This window comes from Symmachiella macrocystis, from assembly GCF_007860075.1.
GTDB classification, from domain to species: Bacteria; Planctomycetota; Planctomycetia; order Planctomycetales; family Planctomycetaceae; genus Symmachiella; species Symmachiella macrocystis.
Window position 1 is genome coordinate 1,331,592 of record NZ_SJPP01000001.1, and the last position, 14,759, is coordinate 1,346,350.

General features: G+C 54.3%; 12 protein-coding genes. 3 read left to right on the forward strand and 9 right to left on the reverse strand.

The features are described from left to right. Window positions 1-408: 408 nt before the first annotated feature. The 5 genes from CA54_RS05115 to CA54_RS05135 all read right to left on the reverse strand — a co-directional run bounded on the left by CA54_RS05115 (window position 409) and on the right by CA54_RS05135 (window position 5,297). Window positions 409-1,758: a hypothetical protein gene (locus CA54_RS05115; RefSeq protein ID WP_146369763.1), complete on the reverse strand. Its 1,350-nt coding sequence runs from the start codon at window positions 1,756-1,758 to the stop codon at window positions 409-411. A 335-nt stretch (window positions 1,759-2,093) separates the two neighbouring features. Then, window positions 2,094-3,026 (reverse strand): MauE/DoxX family redox-associated membrane protein, encoded by a 933-nt coding sequence (locus CA54_RS05120; RefSeq protein WP_146369764.1) that lies wholly within the window; start codon window positions 3,024-3,026, stop codon window positions 2,094-2,096. 95 nt (window positions 3,027-3,121) lie between these two features. Next, a complete protein-coding gene (locus tag CA54_RS05125; RefSeq protein ID WP_146369765.1) occupies window positions 3,122-3,808 on the reverse strand; it encodes a YoaK family protein in 687 nt (228 codons plus the stop codon). A 76-nt stretch (window positions 3,809-3,884) separates the two neighbouring features. Beyond that, complete coding sequence (locus CA54_RS05130; protein ID WP_146369766.1) at window positions 3,885-4,721, reverse strand: DUF4238 domain-containing protein; 837 nt, start codon at window positions 4,719-4,721, stop codon at window positions 3,885-3,887. A 99-nt stretch (window positions 4,722-4,820) separates the two neighbouring features. Then, window positions 4,821-5,297 (reverse strand): hypothetical protein, encoded by a 477-nt coding sequence (locus tag CA54_RS05135; RefSeq protein WP_146369767.1) that lies wholly within the window; start codon window positions 5,295-5,297, stop codon window positions 4,821-4,823. A 127-nt stretch (window positions 5,298-5,424) separates the two neighbouring features. On the opposite strand from CA54_RS05135, the gene CA54_RS05140 reads away from it, so the two are divergent. Further along, the gene (locus tag CA54_RS05140) at window positions 5,425-6,174 is read left to right on the forward strand and encodes a potassium channel family protein (protein ID WP_146369768.1); all 750 of its coding nucleotides are present in this window, start codon (window positions 5,425-5,427) and stop codon (window positions 6,172-6,174) included. 27 nt (window positions 6,175-6,201) lie between these two features. On the opposite strand, the gene CA54_RS05145 is transcribed toward CA54_RS05140, so the two are convergent. Both CA54_RS05145 and CA54_RS05150 read right to left on the reverse strand, forming a co-directional pair. Continuing rightward, window positions 6,202-6,726, reverse strand: a complete 525-nt coding sequence (locus CA54_RS05145; protein ID WP_146369769.1) for a hypothetical protein — start codon at window positions 6,724-6,726, stop codon at window positions 6,202-6,204. Window positions 6,727-6,912: 186 nt separating this feature from the next. Then, window positions 6,913-8,202: a DegT/DnrJ/EryC1/StrS family aminotransferase gene (locus tag CA54_RS05150; protein WP_146369770.1), complete on the reverse strand. Its 1,290-nt coding sequence runs from the start codon at window positions 8,200-8,202 to the stop codon at window positions 6,913-6,915. A gap of 258 nt (window positions 8,203-8,460) precedes the next feature. Here CA54_RS05150 and CA54_RS05155 point away from each other — a divergent pair, with 258 nt between their 5' ends. Next, window positions 8,461-9,318: an oxygenase MpaB family protein gene (locus tag CA54_RS05155; protein ID WP_146369771.1), complete on the forward strand. Its 858-nt coding sequence runs from the start codon at window positions 8,461-8,463 to the stop codon at window positions 9,316-9,318. Window positions 9,319-9,509: 191 nt separating this feature from the next. Beyond that, entirely contained in the window at window positions 9,510-11,243 is a 1,734-nt protein-coding gene (locus CA54_RS05160; RefSeq protein ID WP_146369772.1) for a hypothetical protein, read from the forward strand. Window positions 11,244-11,267: 24 nt separating this feature from the next. On the opposite strand, the gene CA54_RS05165 is transcribed toward CA54_RS05160, so the two are convergent. Beyond that, entirely contained in the window at window positions 11,268-12,551 is a 1,284-nt protein-coding gene (locus tag CA54_RS05165; protein WP_146369773.1) for a mandelate racemase/muconate lactonizing enzyme family protein, read from the reverse strand. Between the two features lie 111 nt (window positions 12,552-12,662). Further along, window positions 12,663-14,642: a sodium:solute symporter family protein gene (locus CA54_RS05170; RefSeq protein ID WP_146369774.1), complete on the reverse strand. Its 1,980-nt coding sequence runs from the start codon at window positions 14,640-14,642 to the stop codon at window positions 12,663-12,665. Window positions 14,643-14,759 lie beyond the last annotated feature (117 nt).

Below are 14,759 nucleotides of genomic sequence, written 5' to 3' on the forward strand. Positions count from 1 at the left end.
GCGCACCCACTGCGGAGCGAGGACGATACGGGATTATCTCAAATGGAGCAAGAGGGGTTTAATGTGGGCGATAACTAAGCGATGGCATGCAGTTATCGTCAGGAATAATACCGGTAGACCCAAAGTGCGAGTTCGAATGCTAATGACCAAAGTGAGATGTAAAAAACATCCCCCACTTCAGAGGGTATTCGCTTCCTTTTTGACTTTCGATTCGACATAGCGCTTCGCCTCTAGTAGGTCCGGCTGTGCCGGACGAAACCGCAGTGAATTGCAACCCGATTCGAAACGGCCGGTAGAACCGGCCCTACAGCTTCGCTGCTCCATAAAAACAAGTTGTCCATCCGCTCGCACTCTCCTGCGGCTGCGCCGACCTGAAAGAATCTTACGGGGCCACCCGCGGAGCGGTGGTCAGCGATCGACGAGTGCTCCGGGTGGGAATTCGAAGGTGAACGTCTCTTCGGGAAGGTCCGGGTTGATTTTGTAGTCGGTGACCCGTGCGATTAACGTCGTTGTCACGTTACCATTGCCGTCCAACCCCCGAAACCTCCATAGTGATGGAACCCAGCCGTGTTCGGCATCCTGTTGATAGTTCACGTCGGTCTGCCGGGAGATTCGTCCTTCAGCATCGGTCCACGCATACCGCACCAGCGAATAGTCTTGGCTGGGATCGATCCACCAGGATTGGGAGGGGCCATTCTGCTTGTCGGAATTCGGATACTTATAGTTGAGTTGAAAGACGTAGCAAGGCCGCCCTTTTATCTCTTGTTGCTCGTCGAGAAGTCGCGCGTTCATCCAATTGAAATCACGCAACACGGGGTCGAACGTGCTATAGAGCGACCGCGGGAGTGAAGTGACGGCCAGACTGGCGGCGAAGCTGCGATTCGCAAAGAACTCACGACTAAAATCACGATTTGCAGGCTGTGGGTCGTCGTAGTGTGAACGTTCCACCTCACCATTGAAAGCGTGAATGGTGTTGGCACGGGCACTTCTGCCCCCCGTTCCCAGTTCGGCCGTATAGCTGTACCGCACCTTGCGGCCGTCGACGATCAATTCGCTGGTTCCCGTATGCGTGATGTCCTCTTCAATCGTTTCCCCTGCACGCGCCCCAAAGTAGAGTGCGGGCGATCCCTGATGCATCGTTTTGCGCTGTGTCCATTGGAATTGATAGGCCCGAACAGCGTCATCGCGGCGTTTCAATTCCGCCAGAATCCGCTTCTCCAATGGCGAACGGGGAATGCTGGCTTCTTGGGCGGCGGTGCGGGCGAGGACTTCATCGCCAACGGCCCGCAGCAATTTTTTCGCTGTCTGCGGATCCCCACGCAATGGGTTTTTGATTCCCGTAATCTCAAGTCTGGGAAAGACCCGCCAAAGTTCGCGTAACCCCGCAAGCGTTACCTTGGACGTTTCCAGCCGCAGGCTCCCCAGACGATCCAACTGCATGATGTGTGCCAGCCCGGCATCCGTGATCCGCGTGTGGCCGATTTGCAGACCCGAGATCCGACCAAGATCTTTGAGATGCACCAAATCCGCATCAGTCACTCGGCTGAGTTCCAAATTGACAATGTAGATCGGTTGATCGCCGTCCATGGAGGAGACTGTAATTTTCGCGCCCAGTTGGGTGAGCGTTTCAATGGCCGCCTTTCGCACCGTCTGCGGGTCGGGCTTAGCCGGCGTCTCCGCGCTAGCAACCATTGGGGTGCAGACCAGGTTGACCAACACCGCCAATACGCCAACGAGCAGAAAGAGCGTCTTTTTCATGGAGGGTTCCCTGAAGGGTGCGCCGCCTGAATTGCCAGAGTCTAGTTGATTGAGTTCAACGGCGATTCCGCCCTGCCAGACCATACTCGGGTTTCGAAACATCGTCCGCACATGCGTTGTCCTCATAGGGAAACGTTACGGGATTATCTCAAAAGGGGCAAGAGGGATTAACAGGGGTGGCCTCGAAAGAATCTTTCGGGGCCGACGAAGTTAGCAGGAAGCCACAGTTTGGATTGCCGATCAACTCGGAACATTCCCTGCACGTCGGACATCAAAACTTGCCACGCATAAACTCACGTTCTCATGCGGCTGCGGCACTACGCTACAACCATCGCCTATGGCGTTGCTGATTTGGGACCGCTCAATAGTGACTCCAAGAATTGCTCGGCCTCCGTTCCCTCGGCGGCGTCCACAACGATCCCGTTGTCCACCAGAAAGATTGCAGGGTTGATGACGTAGGGCTCACCTTCTGGCCAACTGAGCAGGGTTTCGCTAGGCGGATCGAAAGCGACCCGGTCCAGCTGGAATCGCCACTGGTGATCGCGCCCGCCAAAGACAAAAAATGCCGTTCGTTCGTCGGGGCGATGTGTTTCCGGATCGGCAAAGTATTGGGCGACCATCTCTCGGCAATGACCACAGTCCTGCCTCGCAATCAAGATCATCCATTTGCCGCTGACCAGTTCCGACAGTCGCGGATCCGTTTCTCCATTCAGAGGCCATGGCTTGCCGACCAGCACCTCTGCCACCAGTAAGCGCGACCTTTCTTTCTCCAAGAGAACGTCATAGCGCCAAACCGCCACCCCCGCAACGAGACCGGCCACCACGGTCACAACCGTCAGTTGTCGGATTAGCTTGGGTGAAGCAACCTGCCAGCGACGCGGACGCAGACAGGCTGTCAGCAGCAGCACGATGGCGTCGATGACGACGACCGTCTCGGGTTCCAATTTTCCACCGAAACAATCACAGGGCTGATCCATCGAGATGGCATATAACGTCGATGCGACAAAGATCGCGAACGTCGTCAGCGTCAGCAGCCAGGCCAAACACCGATTGCCGACAATTAGATAGACCGCAGCTGCCGCTTCGAAGGCCGTCACGGCAACCAGACGCGGCATCGTGCCCAGCAAGCCGCCCCCGGTCAAGATTTGCGCCATGTTGACGATCTTGATCACGGCGGTCGCAAACAGCAAGGCAGCCACAGCGAATCGAAAAGACTCCCAGCCCAATGCCCCGCCCGCCGATTGCGTCGTGTCGGTTGAATCGCTCACAGAATCACTCCCGCTGTTTCAAAACACCCTACCGTAGTGGTCCGACCGCGTCGGATGGAAGTTAGCTTGCGACGGCCGTTGGGACCGGCGCTATGTCAACTTGGCTGTGGATTGCGATAAAAAACTGCCAAGTAGCATAAGACAATCAAGGGCGGGATCAGTGTCCATTCTACGAGAAAGAGCATCCACACGCCCGCCAGTCCAGCACCTGTGAGAAAGCACAACCACACGATGGCCAGCACACCCGCCCGCCGCCAGCGCGTATCCCCTTCCGAGACGGCATCGGGCAGCGGTGTTCCTCGGACTGCTAATGCCAAGTGGCGGCCGATTTGATTCAAGTCGCCCGACACGAAACCCAGGCTCACCGATTGTCGTCCCACCTGCGACAGGACCGTATTCATCGCTCCCATTCCAAAGCTGGCCGCGATGATGCTGACCGTGTTTGCGAGCGAACCAAAGCGAGTCGCAACCGCACTGACAGCCAGCATGACAGCAACCAAACCACATAACCGGCGGACCGGGTTTTTCAGCTCGCCTTCCAGGAGGAATGCCCCCACAGCAACGCCGGCCACGAAACAGGGGATCGGCAAAAACTGGTGTGCAGCGGCGGCAAACTGTCCCAGCCCCGCATGCAATCCCGTCTGAGTCGTGTTGCCACTCATAAAAGAAGCAAAGACCGCAAACTTCTGAACGGCATACGAATCCACGTAACCGGCAATGGTCGCCAGCAGGGCCGCCAATAACAACTGCGTTCGCACGGGAGTGTTCGATGTCGCTTGCATGGTGTCGGCGCGATTCCCTGAAAAGAATTGAGAGGGTGGCCCTCAAAGAACAATTCGGGGTCACCTGCGGCTCGGACTATGCATTCGCTATGGGCCAGTGCTTCAATGACTCGTCTCCGGGAAAAGAGTCTTGATGGCAAATGACAAAATGTTGTGCTCGCTCCAACGTTTGCAAGTTCATCGCACGAACGCCATCGTCCTGTGAGATATCCGTCCGGATTTCGCCACTTGAATTAATGATCACAGCGACTTCAGACGAGATCGGAAAGCTCATGATATGAATATCTTCTTCGGCGTGGTGTTCCGCGAACACTGGCCAATCGGACGTAATAAACGGATTCTCGCGTGACGCTCGGATGAAAGTCCATTTCCAAGCGAGAAGACGCTCTTGTATCGAAGCAGCCCAGATAATCATACTCCTCAGTTGACTTGGTTTCATGAAGTCGCGCATCGAGGTGTCGGAATATGATTGATTCGTTGCGCCGCACCACATTCGCACGACTTGCTCAAGGTCGTTGATCTTCTCCGTCGGGGCTTTCTCAAAGTAACGATCCCTCGTGGAATTCATCATCGACGGAGATCTCGCGGCCGCGAAGCCGATAAAGAGCGCAATCGTGGCTCGTTGCTCGTCGGTCAGATTGTCTGGTTGTTCGGCTGCCACTTTCATAGCACGATCGGCCGGGCCGTCGACATGCTGCTGCAAGAAATTCTCAAATTCATCGGTTCGTTCTCCAGCATCGTTGATCATTGAATACAAATGAGGAAACCAGCCTATGCCGTGAGGGGTGATTGGCCCCGAATTCCATTTCCTAGTGTCCGCCTCGTACACACGAATATGCTTCGAGAAGATCGGCTCCGCAAAATTCTTCTGATAGAACTTGGCGGCGAAGTGATGTCGTCTTGAATTCGCCATCGTTGGCTCCTTTTAGATCGTGTCCTTTTTAAACCGACGCATCTCTGCTACCGAACGTTCGCGCGGATTCTCGACTGCGGGTCGCCGGTGGAACTGGACCTACGTTACTGCCGACAATCCCCAGTTAGCTATTTGCTTCTCCCATTCGTCAATTGCTGATTTCGCAACGTCCAACGCATCAACTCCACCATCCGGAGTGCTGATTTCGTAAGAAAAAGAGGTACTTGTTGTTGCACCCACGAAGAGATTCCAGGTGCGTCCACGTGGTGGAATAGCGTCAGCCTTTGGATAGTCCAATACCAAGTGCTTGGTCGCATTTGCGATATCGCTGGAGATCCTGATGTTCTCATTTTCCTCTCTTTTCCAAAACTCTTCGATATCATCAAGTGCCTTCTGGCACACCGTAGAATCCCTTTTGATCCAATCCTTCAGGTGCCAACAGTTCTGAAAGAAAGCCCATAGGAAATCCTCATAATCGTTTCGTCCGTCGTGCGTATTTCCAAATGCTTCAGGATGTTCGATACGCTTAAAAAAGCGTTTCACTCGCTCTAGCTGCTCGGGCCATCGTTGGGTCATCAAGTCCTCCGTCCTCTAGCATTCGACTTGTTCATTTTTTGCAAACGTTTTCCGGTGGATTTTCAAGCTCTGGCCGTGGTAGAGTGAATGTATTGTTATTTCTTGTTTGGAATTCGTTGAGTGCCAGATGGCAAGACCGTTATACGAAAATATAGGGCGATTAAGCTGGGTCACATGGTCGGCATTCTGGGTCTTTACATTGCTGAAAGCCATCTTTCCGCCATATGGGGACTTGAAACACCGAAGCGATTGGCAAGAAGGAAGCAAATTAGAAACTGGTTTCCGCGCAATAGTCGTTGAGGTCGTTGCTATTGCCTGGTTTGTCTTGCTGCTATCTCTTTTTGCTCTCTTGGCGAAAAATCTTGTCCCAACTTGCCTAATATGGTTTGTGGCATTTATTGCTGGATTACGACTTGTCGACATCATCCAAACATCAGTGAATGTGGTCCTCTTTGATAGACTGAGAGACGACCCAGCTCGGCCGCACCCGATGGCCTCATTGACACGTACACTGCTTTTGACGTCGATTAATTTCTTCGAACTGATTCTCTTATTTGCAGTTGTCTACTTGAGTTACCCAGAGAATGTCGTGTCGTCGACTGATATCGGTGATGCTGCGAAAGCGGCGACTCCCTGTGATGCCCTTTATTTCAGCGTTATAACTCAACTGACAATTGGCTATGGAGATCTCAAACCAGTTGGATGGGGACGGCTGGTTGCATCCATTCAAGGCATCGTTGGTTTTATTTTTGTAATCTTGGTTTTGGCACGCTTTATATCGTCACTGCCTCAAATCACCACAGTCCTGGGTGACGGACCAACGGAATTGGGGAATCCGAAGTCAAAGTCGATCTGCTGTAATAATGACATTTCGTAAATCGTTATTCAATTTTGGCTGTCCTGCTTATTCCAACTTCATCATTGCTTTTCCAAGGCACACGACGTTGCCAATCACGGTCAAAACAGCAATGGCCTCGCCCAATCCCGATGCTACTACGTAAATCGATTCTCGCGTTTCGTATGAACGGTCTGCGGCTTTATTGTCATATGGTTTACCTTGTTCCTCCGCTTCGACCGATCGCTCAAAATGCATGGCACGTTTTGAGCAGATTGACCGTTTCCAGACGGACAAAACATAAAAGATCGAGAGGCTCAATGACGTTAGAATGAACACAGATTGTAGCAAGCATTTTGTCGTTGTATCAGGTCGCAATGTAGACACGACAGCAACGATTCCCAAAATTATGGTTTGGGCAGTTGTAATCAGGGTCCAAACGAAATGAGTCCATGAGTGCTGTATGTCACGAAACCGCCATCCCTTCTCAGCACGCCTGTGACGAATTTCTAAATCGATATTCTTCTTAGGTGGTTCATTAAAAGGTGCAGGTGATGGATCGTTGCCTTCGGGTACTTGATGATCAGGAGTCATTTCAGCGCTTTCCATTAAAGAATTGGACGTAATGCCATAAGCCGAAACTGTTTGATGTGGCCGCTCGCTAATTTATTTTGCTAATAGCTGATATAAGGGGAATTCATTGATAGGTTCAGATACTGGAGAGATATGGTCGCGTGTGGCCTAAGATTACTTCGGGGCCACCCCAATACCGCCTCCCCCTCACAACAAATCCCGATAATTCTCCCGCACTTTAATCACGGCATCGGCCAGTTGATCAATATAGGCGTCGGTCCCCAAAAACGGGGTGTGCATCATCCAGACCGCTTCGGTTTCGCAGGCGCGGATGGCGACGGGGCATTTTTCGGTGAATGTTCTGTAATCGACCGGGGCGTCGCGGCCGACCATATAGACCGAGGCGGGGGAGCAGAAATCGGTTTTTTGGAACAGCGGATTGTCGAAGGTGGGGAATGTGTAACCGGCAATCGCGCCGACCCCTTCGGCGTTGATCGCTTCCAGGAACCTCTCCCGCGGCAAGCCGTCCCAAGCGGCGGCATCGTAGTGGAACAGCACTAGGTAGTGGCCGCGGTGCGTTTCTTTGGGATGCAATTTGGCCGGCACGAAGCCTTCGACCCCAGCGATGCGTTCAAAGAACCGCTCGACGGTCGCCATCCGCTGGGAGTTTTGGGCGGGGAGTTTTTTCAGTTGCGTCCGCAACAAGGCTGCACAGAATTCGGTCATCCGCGCGTTCCAGCCGATGCGGTGATGTTCGTACCACAAGCTGTCCTTGGTCCGGCCGACGTGCCGTAGGCTCCAAACGATCTCCGCCATTTCGTCGGAGTTGGTGGTGATGATCCCCCCTTCTCCGCTGTTGAGTGTCTTAGAAGCTTGAAAGCTAAAGATCCCCGCTTCGCCGAAGGAACCGGCATAGCGATCCCCTTCCAGAGCGACGCCGGGCGCCTGGGCGGAATCCTCAATGACTTTCAGATTGTGCCGCTGAGCGATATCCAGGATCGCTTCGATGTCGGCAATCTCGCCGGCGAAATAAACCGGCAGGATCGCCCGCGTGCGGTCGGTGATCGCTTCTTCGATTCGATTGGGATCGATGTTGAACGTGTCGGGATCGATATCAACAAATACCGGTAGCGCGCCGGCATTGAGAATGCAGGTGGCGCTGGCGATGAACGTATAGGGAGTGGTGATCACCTCGTCGCCCGGTTTGAGGTCGATGGCTCGCATGCAGATATCGAGCGCCGTCGAGCCGCTGGTGACGGCGAAGGCGTGTTTCACGCGGTGCAAAGCGGCGAATTCTTCCTCGAATTGCGCGACTTGGCTGCGTTTGGGTTTGTCTTCCGCACCCCCCAGTTCGGCGTCGCCGACAGCGTACATCCACCAGTTCCCGCTCTCCAGCACCCCGTTGACCGCTTGCCGGTCCTCGTCATTCCACATGGGCCACTTCGGCTCGGGAATCTGTACGGTCTTGGGGCCACCCAATAGGGCTAGTTCACTCATGTTTTCTATCGCTCCGGAAATGACTGCGCGGGAAAATGGCAAACTGGGATTTTATCGTGTCCGACAGACGTTTGCGAATCATGGACGAGATGCGACCTAACATCTTTCCTAACCGCAGTTTGGGAGCGATATTGCCCCAGCTTCTGCAGAGCGAGGAAAGATCGTTGTTGTCAACAAGCCCCCACACGGCTTAAATGCAGTGTTGAGGCGAATGGACGAGAATTTTTGTAAAAATCCGATGACGGCCACCTCCACACCATGTCTCGTTACTCCATCCTCCACGAGATTCAACAGCTCGACCCGCTCACAGATCATCAGCGGATTGTGTTTTTGTCGAGTTGTTACGACTTTCCGTTTGACACGACGCGGGCACTGGAGTTCGCGCTGTTTCGGACGTTCTGCGCGCCGCGGATTTCAGAGTTGCTCGACCGGACGGGAGAATTTCGGCAGCGAGTGCAGAAACGATATGACGACACGGACATTATTATCAGTGAAATGCTGGAGCACGGCTACGACAGCGAGCGGGGTGGACGGGCATTGGCACGGATGAATCAAATCCATGGCCGTTTTGCGATCAACAACGAGGATCTGCTGTACGTGTTGTCGACGTTTATCTACGAGCCGATTCGCTGGAATGCGCGGTACGGCTGGCGGCCGCTGTGCGAGCAGGAACGTCTGGGGTTTTTCTACTTTTGGCGCAATATCGGCTTGCGAATGAAGATTGCAGAGATTCCCGAAGACTATGAGATGTACGAGACGTTCAACCGCGACTACGAACAGCGGAATTTTCGATTCTGCGAGACGAACCAACGGACCGGGGCGGCGACGCGTGAATTGTTCGTGAGTTGGTTTCCCCGCGCGGCAGCGCCGTTGGTCCGCTCAGCGATTTATGCATTGCTCGATCCGCCGTTGCTGGAGGCATTCGGTTTTCCGAGCGCGCCTTGGCCGCTGCGGAGCCTCGTCTCCGGAACGTTGTGGGTACGGGCACGCGCATTGCGGTTTTTTCCCCCGCGTAAACACCCCCGTCTGCGGACCGGGCAGACCTATCCGTCGTATCCCGACGGCTACACGATTGAGAACATCGGCCCCAGGTCGGCCCCGCACCGCAATGATTGAGCGGTTATCTCAAAACAGGCAAAGTCATCTGTTGCATCTGCTGCCGTTGCAAGCGCAAGCAATGCACGGAAATGATCTTGCGTTAAATGCCCATCTTTAATAAACGTCTTGCTCCACCCGGAGTTTTTGACGGGATTGTGCACCGTCGTCTTTGTATTTTTTAGATCCGAGACCCCCAGGGCGACCCCAATATGAGATTGCTTCTGGCAGTTGATTCTCGCCCCAGCAACCAAGCGGCGATCGGTATTCTCGATCCGCTGACAGCGAGTTGGGAACATTTTGAAATCACAGACATTGCCGAACCGTTCAAGCGGCGCGGATTCCGTGGCGCTTTGCTGGTCGATGACTTGCTGTACGTCTTGAGCTCGGCGGCGCTTTATCTGTATCGCGTGAACACCACGACCGGCCAAGTCCGCTATGAATTGGAGCGGACGGTGCGGCGACCGGAGTGGGAAATCGGTGCGCGGGCGGCTGCTGATTTACATCATTTGCATTTCAGCAAGGACCGCGGAAAACTGTTCATCGCGAATTCCTATATGGATGCGATCGACGAACTCACGCCCGAGGGAGATTTTGTCAAACACCATTATTTGTGGGACATCTCCCCCGCTGTCGCCGAAACCGCTCTGGAGCGGAATCCCGCCGCAACCGATCTGGTCCACTGCAATCATATTACCGAACACAACGGCCGCATCTATTTAACGTGCGGAAACTGGAATGGCACGCGGACGGGAAAAGTCATTTGCTTTGACACGGGCGAAGTCGTATTGGACGGTTTGAATTTTCCGCACGACGGATTCGTCCATGATGGGGATTTTTATATCTCTGCCACCGGCAACAGCGAAGTGTTGATTTACGACAACGTCGGCGACATGCAAATGACGGGCCGCAGCCCGGACCATGTCTTGCCGGTCACGATCCAACAGCCCACTTGGGAAAACAGTTTTCAATGGGTCCGCGGCATTCATGTGACGGAAAAGCACATCGTCTGCGGCGTTACGCAATGGCGGAATGAGACATCGAAACAGCCTCAAATTCCGCCGCGGCTCGCATTTTTTGACCGCCAGACCAAGGCCTATCAGGGGGAACTGTTCTTGCCGTCGGTGGAAGGGTTTCCTTCGCCGTCGCTGTTCACGCTCATCCCCCTGCCCGATGACCGCGCGGACGACTTTGATTTCCAACTGTGGAAGGACCGCGTGCCATTGCCGGAAGTCTCGCAGCCGGCGACGCTCACCTTGCACAGCGAACATGCGGAGATTGCTCCGCCCCATTTCATCGCAGCTGCCAAACAGTACCCCGACGTCTGGCCGGGAACCTGGACGCCCTACACCGATCCGGGAATTGAGGAACAGGCCAGCGAGCGGATCGTGGGAATCGTCATGCCGCCCATCGCCAGCACCGGTCGATTGGCAACCGGTTGGAGTTATGTGGATCCGGAATCGAACCGGGTCAAGCCGCTGCCAGACGTCCCAGATATTACTGTTCGTGAACAGGTTGTGTTTTATACAGGCACAGGGTTTCGCAACAGCGCCCCGAAATCGGGGTCACTACCGGGGCAGCATTTTCTGCAACTGAAATTTCACGGCCAAGCCGACGAAAACGCGAAACTGGGTTGCGACCTGTATTGTTGGCACGGAAAGAACAAACGGCCGGAAATCCAAGAACTGGGACAGGTTCAACTGACCGAACAATCCGTCGAACATGGGCTGTGGGCTTATGTCGCTGAACCGGCTGAGCGATTTCGTTTGGTGTTCCGCATGTACCAGCCAACGCCGGTCACCATTGCCGATGTCGAGTTGTCGCTATTCGCCACGATCCCGGAGAAAGACCGTCTCGGCTCGGCGGAAACGGCGCATACCGAAGCAGGCGAATCGCCCCTGTTTGCCCACCTCAATCTACTACCACGCTGGCTCGGCAACGCCTAGTCGTGTAGGGCGGGTTGCGGTGAATCAAAACGGTGGGGACTGGCTGTGGACCGCTCCAGCAAGTGCGCGGCTGCGAAGGTCCTTCCATGTGGCCGTGCCGTCGTTAGGGATGTGCTCCAGGTTGACCCCGCGCGGAAAAAACGGCAGTCGCCCGGCATGCCAGTCTTCCCAGAACTGAGCGGTATGCGCGTAGTACGTCGTGGTCTCCGCTGGCCAGCGAATGGCGATCAATAAATCGGGATGCGGATACGGTTTGTCCTTAGGCTCCGTGCGGAATAACTCGATGGCTTCTTCGTCCAAATCAATTCCCAAGCCCGGCTCGTTCGGAACGGTTGCCAAGCCGTTGGAAACCGGAATGGATTGTTGAACGCAATCACGTTCGAACAGTTGATGACAATTGACCGCCGGCCAACGGGCATTTTCCAAGACGGCTCCCAGATGCAAACCAAACGTGGCGGCGATCTTCGTGCCAACGACTTGCAGGAAAAACGACTTGTTGAACTGGCCGCACAAATGGGCCTCGCGCTGGATTTTTGACGCTCCGCCACACAGCACAAATCCATCGACCATCTCTTCGCGAATGGCAACTTCCAGCGAGGGGTCGCCGATGTGTGTTTGCGTATGCATCGACAACGGCACGTGTGTGTGTTGCCGCAGATGCTTGTATCCGGCAACGTCATGATGCGGCAACGGGCTTTCGAACATCACCACGTGGTGAAACTGTTCCATTTCCTTGAGTAATCGCGTGCAATGCGCCGCATCGATCCCGAATCCGTTGAAGTCCATGTCGACTTCGAAATAATCAGGCAGCATGGCGCAGAGTTGCCTTGTCTGTTCGATAAGGTCCCACCAGGGGCGGCCTTTGGACTTGAAAGCGGTGTACCCTTGGGAAATTGCCAATTCGCATTCGCTGATCCAATCTGTAGCGGGCAGGTCGATATCCCACCAAGAGAGATGGCAGCGTTCGCGGATCTGTTGGCCGAGCAGTTGATGCAGCGGCGCATCGAGGACCTTGGCGGCGGCATCGAATAGGGCGATTTGCAAACCGGCGCCGAGCGAGTCGTCCCACATGTTTTCCGCCGGGTGTTTGGCAATCACCTTGTTTTTGGCAGCATCGGTGACGGTGCTTTCACCCCAGGTATAATAGACCATCGTCTCGCCGAAACCGACGATGCCGCAATCGAGCGTGACTTTGCAAATCTCAAACAAGGTCCAGTGCGGGATTTCCCGCACCATATTCCGCGCCGGCACGGCCCTTAACGGCAAGTCGACCCAGATGGTTTCAATTTTTTTTACGGAGTGCTGCATGTTTTAGTAGGCAGTCGTCAAGTTTGCGTGGTTGGAAACTGTCTTTCCAAGCCGGCCGAGTGCGGTCGTTCTTTAGCGGCCTGTTTCCATCAAGCCATTGCAAGGTGGCTCTCAGCTTCCAAGTTTGGCCAAGGTCATGGTGAGCCAAATAATCCCGCCGACCACAGCCCAAGCACAGGCGAAACCGACCATGCCGAGTACACTGGGAGTGGGAATTTCCAAGTCCTTGAGCGGAATCAGTTTGCCGGTTTCTGTCGGCAGATGGTCTTCCGGCAATGTACAAGGAGTCTTGATTTCTTCGCCCTTGCGAACGGGCGTCCGTATCAACTGGAAAAAATGATCCAGTTTTTCTGTCGGTGTGCGGTGCGTGATCATACTCACCACAATACCGGCAATCGCACCGGCTGCGAGGTAAATCGAAATCTGCCACGGCAGGCTCGTTTTAATGGATAGGATCTCCCCGGCGTCATTCACTTTTGCCAACATAATACTGGGAAACACCTCATACATCCAACCTCGGAACAAGCCCGGCAGATAGTCGATGTTGCGTTGCAGGAACTCCGAATCTCCCATGGCGGCGATGAATTGAAACGGCTTGTGCGATGTCGTCAAATACCACCCCGTCGCTGTCGCCAACGTCGATGCCCAAACCGCCTTGGGTGTATATCCCCGCCAGGTAATGCCGAACCAAAATGACATCCCCATAAACGCAGGGATCGGTTGGATATATCGAGTCAGCACTTGAATCACGTTTTCAAATTGTGTGAGCATCAACAAGGACAAGCCGACAATAGCCAAGCCGGAAACCCGACCGGCCCAGAGGTAATGGGCCGCGCTGCCGTTGCGGAATAGGAACCGCCGGTAAATATTTTCCGTGAACAGCCCCGATCCCACGACCATTTGCGCATCGCAGGTACTCATCACCGCGGCCAACAACGACGCCATCAACAAACCAACCAAACCACGACTGATTGTCGGCAGAATATCGTGGGCCGCACGACCAAACACCTGATTGGCAAAACTGGTCATGGCAGCGGGATCGTCTTGCAAAACGGTCAACTCCTCGCCGCTGAGATAATCGCTGCCGGGCGAGAGATAAATAATGATGCAGGCCAACCCGGTGAAGGTCCAAGCGATCGTGCAAAAGCGTTTGATGAAGTTGCCGACGGTGAATCCAAACCGCCCCTCGAACTCGGTTTTACCCGCTCCACAAACGCCCATAATGTGCGGTTGCACGACGATCCCGACCAGGCCGGTCAGTGACAAGGCGATCACATAAAACGTCGTGATCGGTTCCAGCCCCATGCTTTTGGTCATTTCTTCAGTGAGTGTCAGCCCCAACATCTCATCCCCGGGTCGTCCCGGAATTCCCGCTTGCAGGGCAGCGAATCCACCATCGGTGCCGGCGACTTGCGCGGCGACATTTAAGGCGAATGGCAACAACAGAAACGAGAAGATGATCGTCAACACGCCTTGAATGAAGTCGGTGATGATGGCCGCCCCCAACCCACCAGCCAGTCCATACAACACAAACATGACCGTCATAGCGGCGATGGCAATTTCTTTCGGAAAGTAAGCACGGCCGGTTTCCGGGTTGATCCCGCCGGAAAGCCCTTCCACCATTTCGCCACAGCCATACAAACCGCCTGCGATGAAGACAATCGACATGGTGATTCCCAGAAAGGAATACAACGTCGCCGTCGAGGTGTCATAACGGGATTCGAAGAAGTCGCTGGTGGTCAATGCCCGCATGCGACGCATGACGGGGGCGACGATCCAATAAAACGGCGTGGACCACAACCACAGGAATTGATACCAAATCCCCGCCAACCCATAGCGAAACGAACCGGCCGCCACACTCACCGCCTGTTCACTGCTGGTTCCCGCACCAAAGGCGAAGAACATCATGAACACCTTGCCGAATCGTCGACCTCCCATAAAAAAGTCGGACATATCATGGACTTTTTTATAAGACCAAACGCCTATAGCGGTCACGCCTAACAAATAGATGCAAAGCACCAGCCAATCGGCGATATCCAAACCCATATACTTATTGACGTCGGGGACGTCCTGAGCGAACAACGGAGACATAGTGGGGGGATCTCGATGTATTGTAAGAGTAATCGTTTCCTGGACGAACCAGCGACGATGGGACGATACCGTTCCAGGCTGCCAACCACCGTGGGTTGCAAACCAAGTTCTCGACCA

Bases quoted from the DNA above. Each gene is read 5' to 3' on its own strand.
- CA54_RS05115 (WP_146369763.1), bottom strand. From the start codon at position 1,758: ATGAAAAAGACGCTCTTTCTGCTCGTTGGCGTATTGGCGGTGTTGGTC.
- CA54_RS05125 (WP_146369765.1), bottom strand. From the start codon at position 3,808: ATGCAAGCGACATCGAACACTCCCGTGCGAACGCAGTTGTTATTGGCG.
- CA54_RS05130 (WP_146369766.1), bottom strand. From the start codon at position 4,721: ATGGCGAATTCAAGACGACATCACTTCGCCGCCAAGTTCTATCAGAAG.
- CA54_RS05135 (WP_146369767.1), bottom strand. From the start codon at position 5,297: ATGACCCAACGATGGCCCGAGCAGCTAGAGCGAGTGAAACGCTTTTTT.
- CA54_RS05140 (WP_146369768.1), top strand. From the start codon at position 5,425: ATGGCAAGACCGTTATACGAAAATATAGGGCGATTAAGCTGGGTCACA.
- CA54_RS05145 (WP_146369769.1), bottom strand. From the start codon at position 6,726: ATGACTCCTGATCATCAAGTACCCGAAGGCAACGATCCATCACCTGCA.
- CA54_RS05150 (WP_146369770.1), bottom strand. From the start codon at position 8,202: ATGAGTGAACTAGCCCTATTGGGTGGCCCCAAGACCGTACAGATTCCC.
- CA54_RS05155 (WP_146369771.1), top strand. From the start codon at position 8,461: ATGTCTCGTTACTCCATCCTCCACGAGATTCAACAGCTCGACCCGCTC.
- CA54_RS05160 (WP_146369772.1), top strand. From the start codon at position 9,510: ATGAGATTGCTTCTGGCAGTTGATTCTCGCCCCAGCAACCAAGCGGCG.
- CA54_RS05165 (WP_146369773.1), bottom strand. From the start codon at position 12,551: ATGCAGCACTCCGTAAAAAAAATTGAAACCATCTGGGTCGACTTGCCG.
- CA54_RS05170 (WP_146369774.1), bottom strand. From the start codon at position 14,642: ATGTCTCCGTTGTTCGCTCAGGACGTCCCCGACGTCAATAAGTATATG.